Below are 12,106 nucleotides of genomic sequence, written 5' to 3' on the forward strand. Positions count from 1 at the left end.
GCGGGCAGCGGGGTGGTGCGCCCTGGCCGCGGTCGCGGCCAGGGCGCACCGTCGGTTCAGCCGACGTGCAGGGTGAGGGCCGCGGTGTGCAGCCTGCCGCCGGTCTGGAACTGCAGGAACAGCCGCCAGTTCCCGGACCGGGCGAACTCGGCGTGGAAGGTCAGGGACGGCCCGCCGTGGTCGCCGTCGGCCTTCGTCTCCGGGTGGAGGTGGGCGAAGGCCTGGTCGCCCTGGTGGAAGGCGGTCAGGTGGGCGTAGGTGTCGAGGTACGGCTGGAGGTCGGTGACCGGCTTGCCGTCCTTGGTGACGGTGGCGGTCAGCTGGTGGGCCATGCCCGCCATCGGGTCGCCCTTCACCGTGACGGTGTAGCCGTCGACGGTGGCGGTGCCGGACGCCTTCGGCAGGGACGAGGTCATCTCCATGCCGGGCACCTTGACGGTGCGGCTGAGCACGAAGCCCTTGCCCTTGCCGGTGCCGTGGTCCGGGGTGAAGGAGGCGTACAGCCGCCAGGTGCCCGGCTGCAGCGCGGCCAGCGGTGCGGTCCAGGTGCCGTCCGCGGCCATGGTGGGGTGCAGGTGCTGGAAGCCGCTGAGGTCGGAGCGGATGGCGTAGAAGTGCATCCGCCTGGTCTGGTCGACGGCGAAGCCGGTGACCGGCCTGCCGTCCGGGCCGGTGATGGCGAAGCGGTAGTCGGCCGCCTTGCCGGCGGGGAGGGTGGCGGTCGTGGAGGTCATCTTGTAGCCGTCCTTGGCGGCGGCCAGACCGTTGCCGGTGGACGCGGCGCCCATGCCGGGCATCGACGCCATGTCGTCGGACGAGCCCGAGGGGGAGGGGGAGGCGCTGTGGTCCATGCCGGCCATGGCGGAGCCGTGGCCCTTTCCGGAGTCGGAGCCGGAGCCGCAGGCGGCGAGGGTCAGGGTGAGCGCCGCGGTGGCGGCGGCCGCCGCGAGGGCGCGGCGGGACGTGCGGAAACGCTGGGACATGGGGTGTCTTTCCAGGTGGGCGCCGTGAGCCGGCGCGGGTGAACGTGGAGGAGCCGTGCGGGACCGTGGCGACGGGGGCCGCCGTGTCCCGGAGGTCTCCTCACGTCCGCGCGATGCAGACCTGGAGCAGAAGGGGACGCCCGCCGGCCGGTGGACCCCGGCGACGGGTGCCGTGGGAACCCCGCCGGGCCCACGGCAGCAGGACGGCGGCCGGGATCGCGAGGGCGCTCGCGGCGATCGGGGGCGACGGCATCCCGGACCGGGGCGTCGTGGCCAGACACAACGCGCCCCGCATGGCCTCGTCCGTACGCGGAGCGTCCTTGGCGACCGCGGCCGTGGCGTGGCTGGCGGGGTGCGCGGCCGTCATCGCGGCTGCCGTTCGGCCCTTGTCCGGGGGTGCGCCCGTCATCGCGGTCGCCGGTCGTATCGCGTCCATGTGCGTGGCCGCCCGGGCAGGTGCCATGTGCGGGACGGCGGTGTCCGTGTCCGGCATGGTCCCGTGGCAGCCGCCCGCGGCCGCGGCCGGGCCGCCGTGCATGAGGAACAGCCCGAGCAGGACGGCGACCAGAAGGGAGGCCCGCACCGACTGACGGATGCGGGCCCCGGCCGTGCCGGCGGCGGGCTGCGCGAGGGTCACGGCTTCACCTTACGGGAGCGCAGGAGCGGGAACGCGGGGAGCGGGCCGAACGGGGGAGGGAGGTGGGAGAGGGCTCCGTGGGCACGTCGGCATACCACCACGGGGTACACAATCGAGGTGCTCGGTCGGCCGTCAGGAGACGCCGACCGTCCTCAGCAGGAGGTGGAAGTCGTGGGCGGCCTCCACGGTGGCGAGCGTCGCCACGGTCAGGACGGCCGCGGTCGCCGCGGTGAGCGCCGGGTGGCGGCCCAGCGGCGGAGCCAGGAGGGCGGCGACGCGGCGGGGGACCGGGCCGGCCTTGGCGAGGGGGCCGCGGCGGCCGAGGATGCCGAGGGCCGCACCGGCGACGCGGGCGAGCGCGGGCGTGCGGTGCGCGGCGAGGGCAGCCTTGCCGACCGTGCGGGCGACCCGCCTGCGGTCACCGGTCGAGGCGGCCGCGGTCTCGTCGGCCCAGCGCTCGATGGTGTAGGTGACGGCGGTGGCCAGGGGGCGCAGGAAGGGGTTGGCGGCGGCGCCGAGTTGGGCGAGGGCGACGAAGGCGTAGTGGTGGGCGGTCAGATGCGCGCGCTCGTGGGCGAGCAGGATGTCGTGCTCGGACGCGTCCAGGCGGTGCAGCATGCCGGTGGAGACGACGACCCGGCCGGGCAGCCCCGGGATCGCGAAGGCGTCGGGGGCGTCGTCGGGGACGACGACCAGGCCGTCCCGGGCGGGCATGCAGGCGGCCTCCCACGCGGCGGCGGCCAGTGAGCGGGCCCGCCGCCACAGCATGCGCGCCGCCATGAGCACGGCGCCGCCGAGCAGCAGGCCGGCGATCAGCGAGACGGACAGCGCGGCGGGGTCTTCGTGCTGTGCGGTGCCGGCGGACCAGTGGCCCAGGGCGGCGAGTTGCGGTACGCGGATCAGGCCGGCCACGGCCAGCAGGCCCAGGGAGATCGTGCTCGCCGCGCCCAGGACCAGGGCCGAGGCGGTGAGCAGCCAGGTGGCGAGCCGGGGTTCGCAGCGTTCGGCCAGCGGGCGGGCGCCGAACGGGGCGACGAGCGAGAGCAGCAGCGGCAGATAGACGGCGACGTGCATTCCGGGCGGACCCTTCCTGTGCCTGCCGGACCTACTGGCCGGGGTGCTGGTCGGGGCCGAGCAGCTGGCGCAGCAACTCGGCGTCGGTGTGGGACAGTTCGTCGGCGAAGCGGGCGAGGACGGCCTCGCGGTCGGGGCGCTCCTCCAGCACGGTGCGCATCCGGCGGGCGGCGAAGCCGGCGTCGTCGGTGACGGGGGCGTAGGCGTAGGCCCTGCCGCGGGGGGCGCGGCTGAGCAGGCCCTTGCCGTGCATGCGGGTGAGGATCGTCACCACGCTGCTGTAGGTCAGCTCGCCCCCGAGCCGCTCGGCGACCTCCCCGGGGGTCAGCGCGTCCTCGGCCCGCTGCAGCAGGCAGAGGAACTCGGCCTCGCGCACTCCGTTGGCCCGCCTGGGGCCGCGTCCCCGTGTGTGGGCGCTCATCGGTCTGTCGTTCTCCCGCTCATCTTCTGCGGTCGCGCAGAACTTCTACGGCCGTGTAAATGCCGCCGTCGCCCGAGTGTGCCATGCGCCCCTGCCCCGGGGACAGGCGGGACGGCGGACGGCGGGGACGACCGGTCCGCCTCCGGATGCCGCGGCCGTGCGCGGCCACGTACACCTGGCAGCCGGTCGGCGGTCGGAGCGGCGGCCGCCCCTGCGGCCGCACTCGACGACGGCCGGGGTTCAGCTCAGTTCGGTGGTGAGCTGGACCAGGCAGGTGGCGTACTGCGTCAGCATGAACGCGCGGTAGGGCAGCCGGCTGCGGCTACGGGGGGCGTCCGAGGAGGTGGTGCGCACCAGGTGGGCCGTCACCAGCGCCCCGGCCGACAGGATCACGGCGGAGACGAGCAGCGACGGTACGACGGCGGCGGCGGTCGTCAGGTAGGCGAGCCCGAGCGCCACGGGGTTGAGCGCGCAGACGACCCTCGCCCGCCGCTCGCCCCAGCGGATCAGCGCCGTGCGCCGCCCGGCCGCGGCGTCTCCGCGCACGTCGGACAGGTCCTTGACCAGGGCTCCGACCGCCCCCATCCACAGGGTCAGCGCGCCGCCGAAGACGATCACGGGGAGGGCGTCCGTCCGGCCGCCCGCGGTCGTCCAGCCGGCGGCGAAGGTCAGCCCGCCGAGCAGCAGGACGGCGGCGAGGGTGGTGGACGTGGACACCGCGCACGCCCACAGGGAAGTACGACGGGAATCCTTGGAAGCGGAAACCGTCCCGCGTCCGTGCCCGGCTCCTAGTCTCCTTGGGTCATCTGCGCCATCACGGAACTCATCGCACCCACAAGGACAAGGAGTTGGCGTTGGCCTGGACGGATGTGGGGATCCGCCATCTGCGAGCCTTCCTCGCGGTCTCCGAATCGCTCAGCTTCACCCAGGCTGCCGCGACGCTCGGGACCACTCAACCCAGTCTCACGCGGAGCATCGTCCGCCTCGAACAGGCGATGAACGTCCGCCTGCTGGACCGCACGACCAGGATGGTACGGCTCAGCCCCGCCGGCCAGGAACTGCGCGCCGAGCTGCACGAACTCATCCCTCGTCTCGAACTCGCGCTGTCCCGCCACACCGACGACGCCGTGCTGCGGCTGGGATTCACCTGGCTGCTGCCCGACGGCTGGGTGCAGGAGGCCATGGCGCGGTTCGAGTCGGAGACCGGCGTTCCCGTCTCGCTGGTGCGCAACGACGAGCGGCTGGCCGGGGTCGGCCACGGTGTCGTCGACGTGGCACTGCTGCGGGGCGACGCCGGCACGCCGGGCATGCGGGTGGTGCGGCTCGGGGAGGAGGGCCAGGTCGCGGCGGTGCCGGTCGGTTCGCTCCTGGCCCGGCGGAAGCGGCTGGCCTGGGCCGAACTCGCCGAGCAGCCGCTGGTGATGAACACGGTGAGCGGCATCATCACCACGGAGGACTGGCCGGAGGACAACCGTCCGTCGGCGACGGTCTCCTGCAGCAATTTCGACGAGTGGCTCGAACTCGTCGCGGCGGGCCGGGGCATCGGGGTGGCCCCCGAGCTGGTGCTGCGCCGCCGGCTGCACCCCGCCGTGCGGTTCATCCCGCTCTACGGCGCGCCGACGGTGCCCTTGTCGCTCGTCCACCCCGTGCAGGGAGCCGATCCGCTCGCGCGGCGGTTCGTCGACGTGGCCGGCCGCGCCTTCGCCGACCACCACCGTCCCCCGTCCTCCCGTCTCCCCGCCCGCCGTCTCGCCGCGCGCCCGGCCGCGGCGGCCTGACTCGATCGCGAGGACGACAAGCCCATGTCAGACCTCATCGCCGGGCCCCTGTCCCCGAACGGTGCCCCGCCCGGCTCCACCCTGCTCGTGAGTGTCTTCGGCCGGGACCAGGCCGACATGGCGGCAAGCCTGTTCAGCAGTCTGGCCGCGTTCGGGACCACCGTCATGGACCTCGAGAAGGTGCGTACCCGCGAGCACGTCGCCCTGTCCGCCCGCGTCCTGACCGTACGGACGGACGCCGAGGGCCTGCTGCGCACCGCCGTACGGGACTGGGCGGCGGCACGTGAGCTGTACGCCGAAGTGTCCTCCGGCCACGGGAGTCCGCCATCGCTGCGGACGTCACGGTGCCGCGCCACCGTAGTGGCCCAGCGGCTCAGCGCGAGCACCGCGGCCGCGATCTGCCGCCGGATCACCGACGCGGGCGGCCGTCTCGACCGCATCACCCCGCTGACCGGGGCCGCCACCGCACCCGTGTCCGCGGTCGAGTTCGTCGTGTCCGGCACGGACACGGGCACGCTGCGCGCCGCACTGTCCCCCTTCGCCGGTCAGGAGGGCACGGGTCTGTCCGTCGAGCGCATGGAGCACACGACGGCCGGTCCGCGCTCCCCCCACGACCGCCGTCTCGTCGTACTGGACGTCGACTCGACACTCATCCAGGACGAGGTCGTCGATCTCTTCGCCCGCCACGCGGGATGCGGCCCGCAGGTCGCGGAGGTGACCGAGGCGGCCATGCGCGGAGAGCTCGACTTCGCCCAGTCACTGCGTGCGCGAGTGGCCCTCCTCGCCGGTCTCGACGCCTCGGTGGTGGACCAGGTGCGCTCCGAGGTACGGCTGACGCCCGGCGCCCGCACCCTGGTGCGCAGCCTGCGGCGGCTCGGCCACCGGGTCGGTGTGGTGTCCGGCGGCTTCACGCAGGTGACCGATCACCTCACGGAACTCCTGGACCTCGACTTCGCCGCCGCCAACACCCTTGAGGTCGCGGACGGGAGGTTCACCGGGCGGCTGGTCGGTGACATCGTCGACCGTGCGGCCAAGGCACGTCTGCTGCGGCGCTACGCCCACGAGGCCCGCATCCCGCTGTCCCGCACCGTGGCGATCAGGAGTTCCGGCGACAGTGATTCGGGGGCGGAGTGCAGCCAGCCGGTGAGCGTCGGTTGCAGTCGTCAGGCGTGGGCGCCTTCCAGCAGCCCTTTCAATGCGGCCAGATCCTTGACGTTGGCCCGCCGCACAGCCGCAGCCATCATCGGTGCGCTCACTTTGGCAAGGCCGGACGGCTCGCCGCGGTTGCGCAGCGTCATCCGGGTGTGGTCAGCGTCCACCGGCTGCCAGGTGTAGGTCGTCTCCATGGGAAACGGCCCCTGCGCGGTGCGCATCACGAGTCGTTCGGAGGAGTGCTCGACGACCTCGTACGTGTAGGTCAGGGTGCGCCCCAGGAAGCGGGCGACGAAGTCGAGCTTCGAGCCCACGGCGAGCGGCGGTGACGTCCGCCAGCGAACCGAGACGATGTTGGCGTACCAGTTGGGCGCGTTGGTCGGATCCCCGGCGTAGGCGGCGACCTCCGCACAGGGACGGGCGATCACGGTCTCGGTGAGGACATCGACGGCCATGACCTCAACGCTATCCCGGCACGGTCCACCGGGCCCTGATCCGCAACGGCCTCGTCGAGCCGCAAGCGCGCAGGCCGCGCCGGTCGGATGACCGGGCCGCCGTACCGCTCACCTGCGCCGATGGTCCGCAGACGGGGACGCTGTCGGCGCGGCCTGAGCTGCGCCGGGCAGCATGGCCGGCACGCGCCGGTACGCTGCGCAGGCGGGGCAGTGTCCAGGCGATGGGGGAGGGGCAATGAAGATCAAGGACCCGGAGTACCCGGCTGCGGTCGAAGCGGCCGTGGAGATCCTGCGGAAGCGGGCCCGGCAGGGGCAGACCATCACGTACGGGGAGCTGAGCGCCGAGTTGGCGGCACAGGGCTTCGACTCCGTCCCGCCTCACCGCGGAGTCATGACCTACCTGCTCAAGGATGTCTGCCTCCACCGCAACGAGGACGGACGAGCACCGATGCTCTCCGCGATCGTGGTGAACAAGGCCAGCCGGGAGCCATCCGACCAGTTCTCCGGCCTTGCCCGAAGCCTGCCCTTCTCCCGGCCGGCCAACTGGAACTGGCGGGACGAACAGCAGCAGGTGTTCGCCCAGCACAGCGAGGAATGACGTCGGTCCTCGACACCCGCTCGAGGAGTTCGATCCTGGCCTGCTCCTGCTCCTGCTCCTGCTCCTGCTCCTGCCCCGATCGCCGGGCGGCGGCCCGTCCGGGGAAATCCCTCGGGCGGGCCGCCGGTGTGGCAGCGGGAGGTGGTGGCCTTCAGCTCACGGCGTACGCGTTGTACACCGTGGTCGTCGAGCTGTCGCCGTGGGTGTCGGTGACCGTCGAGCGCAGGCCGACGCGGCCGGAGGCCGGGTTGTGGACGGCGATGGTCCAGTTGCCGCCGGACGGCTTCGCGGTGGTGGCGTGCCAGGTGGTGCCGTTGTCGGTGGTGTACCAGGCGTGCACGGACTTCACGCTGTCCGACAGCTGGCTCACTGTGCCGTCGTCGGTGCCGTTGCGCTGCATGCCGAGGACGACGGTCGTGATTGACCCAGGGGCCGCCTGGTTCCTGGTGTTCAGGGCGTCGGGCCAGAACCGGGTGATGTAGTCCCGGATCTGGTCGTTCTTGCTGGGGTCCGCGTAGAAGTGCAGGGTGAGGCTGGACGTGGTCGACAGCGAACCGGACGGCAGGGTGCGTCGGCCGACTTCACTGACGGTGTACCAGCCCGCCTCGGGGATCCGCGGATGCGCGTCGATGCCGTCCGAGTGGGCGTAGGTGTGCGAGTAGAGCGTCCTGCCCGCGTGGGTCAGCGTCACGGTGCCGGTGCCCAGCGTTCCGCCATCCGGGAGGGTCGGGTCTGCGAACGGGTTGATGGACCCGAAGTACAGCTGGTGGTACCAGGTGTTGGGCAGCCGTCCGCCGGGGCCCCAGACCGCGTGGCCGAGGGTCAGCGAGGTCGTCCTGCCGGCCACGTAGTTGTGGAACCCGTCGAAGACGAAGTCGTGGCTCTGCTGGCCCACCTCCCATTGGCCGGGCGGGAGGTGAGCGGTGAAGTAGTTGGGCAGCTCCCGCTGGAACTGGAGTGAGTTCGTGGACATCGAGCAGCTGTCGGTGCTCGTCGTCGCCTGGTAGTCGAACGAGAACCGCGCCTGTCCGCTGTCGGGGCCCGAACGGGCGGACACCTTCAGGGCCGTCAGCCCGGACTGCTTGAGCGTCGCCGACATCCCGGACGGCACGCCGCCCGTGTGCGTGGCGGACGCCAGCCAGAAGTCCCCGCCGGTCGCCGACTGCGGCTGGTACGTGGTGCCGTAGGACAGCTCGTACGCCCTGCTGCTCGTCGGGATGACGTACAGGTCACCCGCCGGCGCCGACGTGCCCATGTTCGCCGGGCCGTTGTCGGAGGTGCAGACGTACGCGCTGACCGTGTGGTCGTATCCGGTGCCCGGGTTCGGGCTGAGCGAGACATTGACCGGGCGGCCCTGCCGGGCGTCGAACGTGGTCTTCGTGGACCCGGAGACCGTCACACTGTGACCGCCGACGGTGGCACGCTCGTCTCCGGCATCACCGAAAGACGTGACGAGCTCGTAGCTGCCGTCGGGCAGCGACGTCGCCTTGTTGCTTTCGATGATGCGGAAGTCGAACGTTTTCGGGTTGAAGACCTCCACTTGGGCGTAGACCGGTTTGCCGCTCCGGTCCAGCGTCGTGACGGTGAGTGACCCGGTGGCCGCCGACGCCGTCGAGGCGCCGGCCAGGAGAAGTGACGCGAGTACGGTGACGACACTCGCGGCTGCTGTGATTCGCCGCATCGAACCCCCCTAGGTGCGCGACAAAAACGAGTCACCGTAGCGCACGGGGGACACATGGCCCTCACCGGCCTCCCACCGGCGAGCGCCGAGCCCGCTCCCCGGCTCGCACCGCGCACCTGCGCCTCCGCCCCCACGAGCCGACCAGCGCACTGAGGGCAGGCGTGCGGTTCTTCGCTCGAGGTGGCGCGCCGCGTACCCGGGCGTGCGTAAGCGCCTCCGAGCAGTGGGTCCAAGGTCGCATCGCGCAGCTTGTCGGGCACAGCAGTCAGGCGACCATGGAGGCGGTCTACCGGAAGCAGCTCCGGCCGGTCATCACCGAGGGCGCGGAAGCCATGGACGTGATCTTTGCCCAGCGGCGCCAGGCGACCGCCTACGAGGCTTGATCGGAAGTCTTTGGCCCCCTGTTTGGCCCCCCGAGCACGTCAGAGGCCGCATACCAATCTTGGTATGCGGCCTCTGACCAGCGTCGGGGTGGCGGGATTTGAACCCACGACCTCTTCGTCCCGAACGAAGCGCGCTGCCAAGCTGCGCTACACCCCGATGTCGCTGCTCTCGCGGCGACGACGTTTACTTTAGCCCACCGGTGGCTGTAGACGAAATCCGGTTTAGACGCGGCGGCGGACCGGGGTCGGGCGGGTGTGGTCCAGGGCCACGAGGAGGACGGCCAGGGCGTACATCGCGAGGCCCAGCAGGAGGGCGTTCGCCAGGGTGCTGCGGTAGCCGTGGGTGGCCGCGTCCAGGAAGGGGTAGAGGTAGCGGGAGGGGTTCGTGGGGGCGAGGAAGGCCCCTCGGATCAGGTAGAAGGCCAGGTAGGCCAGGGGGTACAGGAGCCAGGTGGCCGCCTGGCGGAGGTGCAGGCGGGCCGAGGGCGTCAGCAGCAGCCAGTCCAGCACGGCCGCCGCCGGTACCAGCGTGTGGAGGATCTGGAGGGTCGCCCACTGGCCGTGCCAGCGCACCGGGGCCGTCGTCGCGCCGGTCATGGAGAACGGGGGCGTCGTGTGGGCCAGCAGCAGGTGGTAGACGAGGGCCGAGATCACGGCGTAGAGGAGTATGGCGCCTGTCACAGAGGAGGGGAGGGGGCGGCGGGCGCGCAGGGCCCGTGATGCCGACAGGAGCATGACGACGGCCAGCAGGAGGCCGGCCTGGACGCCGAAGTAGCTCAGGATGCGGGCCGGGGTACCGAGCAGGAGCTCCAGGGCCACGCCCCCTGCCGCCGCCAGGGCGGTCAGGAGGCGGAAGAGCGCGACCATGGGGCGGCGGACCGGCGCCACCACGGCCGTGGCCGGGACCGGGGAGGGCAGCAGCAGGGGCGTGGCCGGGACCGCGGGCAGGTCCGGGATCTCCCTGGGTATCGGGGCGGTCATGCCCTCACGCTAGGAGCGGGGGAGGGGCGGGGCCATGTGGCGTAGTCCGGGTGGGTTACGACCCGATGGGGATACGACCGCGGTGGGTTACGACCGCAGGCGGGTTACGAGCCCGGTGGGTTACGAGCCCGGTGGGTTACGAGCCCGGTGGGTTACGACCCGATGGGGATACGACCGCGGTCGGGTACACCCCCGAGTGCAGTACACCCGAGTGGTACCGAGGCATCTCCGGGTGCCCGAGTGGTGTGCGACCGGCCCGGCTCCTCTATCGCTCCACCAGCGTCAGCAGCGTCGCCTCCGGCGGGCACGCGAAGCGGACCGGGGTGTAGCGGTTGGTGCCGCAGCCCGCCGAGACGTGGAGGTAGGAGGTGTGGCCGTCCGCCGTGTGGGTGGACAGGCCCTTCACCCGGTCCGTGTCCAGGTCGCAGTTGGTGACCAGCGCGCCGTAGAAGGGGATGCACAGCTGGCCGCCGTGCGTGTGGCCGGCCAGGACCAGCGGGTAGCCGTCCGCCGCGTACGCGTCCAGCACTCGCAGGTACGGCGCGTGCACCACGCCCATCGAGAAGTCGTACGTCGCCGAGGGGCCGCCGGCCACCCGTGCGTAGCGGTCGCGCTTGATGTGCGGGTCGTCGAGGCCCGTCAGCTCGATCGACACGCCCTCGACCTTCAGGACACCCCGGGTGTTCGTCAGGTTCAGCCAGCCCGCCCCGTCGAAGCCGTCGCGCAGGTCCTCCCACGGGTTGTGGACGACGCCGACCGCCGGCGGGTTGCCGTTCAGGCCGTGCCGACCGCTCGTCTTCTCCAGCAAGTAGCGGGCGGGGTTGCGGAGTCGGGGGCCGTAGTAGTCGTTGGAGCCGAAGACGTACGCGCCCGGGAACTCCATCAGGGGGCCCAGGGCGTCCATGACCTCGGGGACCCCTTCCGGGTCCGACAGGTTGTCGCCCGTGTTGATCACGAAGTCCGGGCGCAGGCCCGCCAGCGACCGCAGCCACCGCTGCTTCTTGCGCTGGCCGCTCACCATGTGGATGTCGGAGACCTGGAGTACGCGCAGCGGACGCATACCCGGCGGGAGGACGGGGACCGTCACCCGTCGCAGGCGGAAGGAGCGGGCCTCGAAGCCCGCCGCGTACGCCAGACCGGCGGCGCCTGCCGCCATGATTCCCAGGGGTACTCCGTATCGCGCGCGCATACGTCCATCGTGTCAGACGCGCAGACACCGACGAGACCCGATGCCTGTCGGTCGACGGGCGTTCCCCTTAAATCAACGGGCGTTTACCGCAGCACACCTGCGACAATCGGTCCCATGACCACCACGCTCAAGTCGAAGCTGCACGACGACCTCAACGCCGCGATCAAGGGGCGCGACGAGCTCCGCTCCTCGACGCTCCGGCTGACGCTGGCCGCGATCACCAAGGAGGAGGTCGCGGGCAAGGAGAAGCGGGAGCTCTCCGACGACGAGGTTCTCAAGGTGATCACCCGCGAGGCGAAGAAGCGCCGGGAGGCCGCGGAGGCGTTCGCGCAGGGCGGACGCGCCGAGCAGGCCGAGCGGGAGAAGGCGGAGGGCGACGTGCTCGCCGAGTACCTGCCCAAGCAGCTGTCCGACGACGAACTGAACGCGATCGTCGCCCAGGCCGTGGAAGAGGCCAGGGCGGCCGGCGCCGAGGGACCGCGGGCCATGGGCGCCGTCATGAAGATCGTGAACCCCAAGGTGGCCGGCCAGGCAGAGGGCGGCCGCGTGGCCGCGGCGGTGAAGAAGCTGCTCCAGGGCTGACCCGACCCCGGGCGCCACGTGCAGATGTGCCCCGGGCGCCAAGGGCGGACATGTCCCGGGGCACCCCGGGGCCACTACGGGCAGATATGTCCTGGGCTCCACGGGGCGATATGTACGGCGGCGGGGGGGGGCGCCCCCCCCGGCGGGCCCCGGGCGGCCGCCGCCCGGGGGCGCCCCCACACCGACGGTACC

At 72.2% G+C, this 12,106-nt stretch carries 12 protein-coding genes, 1 tRNA gene and 1 pseudogene; 4 read left to right on the top strand and 10 right to left on the bottom strand.

What is annotated here, in order from left to right:
* Positions 1-56: 56 nt before the first annotated feature.
* From ABT288_RS04255 to ABT288_RS04275, 5 genes are all read right to left on the bottom strand, one after another.
* Positions 57-983, bottom strand: a complete 927-nt coding sequence (locus ABT288_RS04255; RefSeq protein WP_351602585.1) for a DUF8832 domain-containing protein — start codon at positions 981-983, stop codon at positions 57-59.
* 100 nt (positions 984-1,083) lie between these two features.
* Positions 1,084-1,620, bottom strand: a complete 537-nt coding sequence (locus tag ABT288_RS04260) for a hypothetical protein (RefSeq protein ID WP_351602587.1) — start codon at positions 1,618-1,620, stop codon at positions 1,084-1,086.
* Between the two features lie 132 nt (positions 1,621-1,752).
* Complete coding sequence (locus tag ABT288_RS04265; RefSeq protein ID WP_351602589.1) at positions 1,753-2,694, bottom strand: M56 family metallopeptidase; 942 nt, start codon at positions 2,692-2,694, stop codon at positions 1,753-1,755.
* Between the two features lie 31 nt (positions 2,695-2,725).
* Positions 2,726-3,115, bottom strand: a complete 390-nt coding sequence (locus ABT288_RS04270) for a BlaI/MecI/CopY family transcriptional regulator (protein WP_351602591.1) — start codon at positions 3,113-3,115, stop codon at positions 2,726-2,728.
* A gap of 240 nt (positions 3,116-3,355) precedes the next feature.
* Positions 3,356-3,832 (bottom strand): UbiA family prenyltransferase, encoded by a 477-nt coding sequence (locus ABT288_RS04275; RefSeq protein WP_351602592.1) that lies wholly within the window; start codon positions 3,830-3,832, stop codon positions 3,356-3,358.
* Positions 3,833-3,969: 137 nt separating this feature from the next.
* On the opposite strand from ABT288_RS04275, the gene ABT288_RS04280 reads away from it, so the two are divergent.
* Positions 3,970-4,893 carry a LysR family transcriptional regulator gene (locus ABT288_RS04280; protein ID WP_351602594.1) on the top strand — a complete coding sequence of 308 codons (924 nt, stop codon included), beginning with the start codon at positions 3,970-3,972 and terminating at the stop codon, positions 4,891-4,893.
* 24 nt (positions 4,894-4,917) lie between these two features.
* The gene (serB, locus tag ABT288_RS04285) at positions 4,918-6,228 is read left to right on the top strand and encodes a phosphoserine phosphatase SerB (RefSeq protein ID WP_351602595.1); all 1,311 of its coding nucleotides are present in this window, start codon (positions 4,918-4,920) and stop codon (positions 6,226-6,228) included.
* Here the strand turns inward: serB and ABT288_RS04290 are convergent.
* Positions 6,132-6,500: pseudogene (locus ABT288_RS04290) on the bottom strand (SRPBCC family protein); the annotation flags it as partial. The gene serB and the pseudogene ABT288_RS04290 sit on opposite strands and share 97 nt — an antisense overlap.
* 235 nt (positions 6,501-6,735) lie before the next feature.
* On the opposite strand from ABT288_RS04290, the gene ABT288_RS04295 reads away from it, so the two are divergent.
* Positions 6,736-7,098, top strand: a complete 363-nt coding sequence (locus tag ABT288_RS04295) for a hypothetical protein (RefSeq protein ID WP_351602596.1) — start codon at positions 6,736-6,738, stop codon at positions 7,096-7,098.
* Between the two features lie 151 nt (positions 7,099-7,249).
* Here the strand turns inward: ABT288_RS04295 and ABT288_RS04300 are convergent, their stop codons facing one another.
* The 4 genes from ABT288_RS04300 to ABT288_RS04320 all read right to left on the bottom strand — a co-directional run bounded on the left by ABT288_RS04300 (position 7,250) and on the right by ABT288_RS04320 (position 11,332).
* Positions 7,250-8,779, bottom strand: coding sequence for a hypothetical protein (locus ABT288_RS04300; protein ID WP_351602597.1), 1,530 nt, complete (start codon positions 8,777-8,779; stop codon positions 7,250-7,252).
* 466 nt (positions 8,780-9,245) lie between these two features.
* Positions 9,246-9,319, bottom strand: a tRNA-Pro gene (locus tag ABT288_RS04310).
* Positions 9,320-9,384: 65 nt separating this feature from the next.
* Entirely contained in the window at positions 9,385-10,143 is a 759-nt protein-coding gene (locus ABT288_RS04315; protein WP_351602598.1) for a Pr6Pr family membrane protein, read from the bottom strand.
* Positions 10,144-10,408: 265 nt separating this feature from the next.
* Positions 10,409-11,332 carry a metallophosphoesterase gene (locus ABT288_RS04320; RefSeq protein ID WP_351602600.1) on the bottom strand — a complete coding sequence of 308 codons (924 nt, stop codon included), beginning with the start codon at positions 11,330-11,332 and terminating at the stop codon, positions 10,409-10,411.
* A 114-nt stretch (positions 11,333-11,446) separates the two neighbouring features.
* Between ABT288_RS04320 and ABT288_RS04325 the strand changes: the two genes are divergently transcribed.
* Complete coding sequence (locus ABT288_RS04325) at positions 11,447-11,914, top strand: GatB/YqeY domain-containing protein (RefSeq protein ID WP_351602601.1); 468 nt, start codon at positions 11,447-11,449, stop codon at positions 11,912-11,914.
* Positions 11,915-12,106: the final 192 nt, after the last annotated feature.

Origin of the sequence: Streptomyces sp. NPDC001093 (genome assembly GCF_040298985.1) — a bacterium.
In the GTDB taxonomy this organism is placed as follows: Bacteria; Actinomycetota; Actinomycetes; order Streptomycetales; family Streptomycetaceae; genus Streptomyces.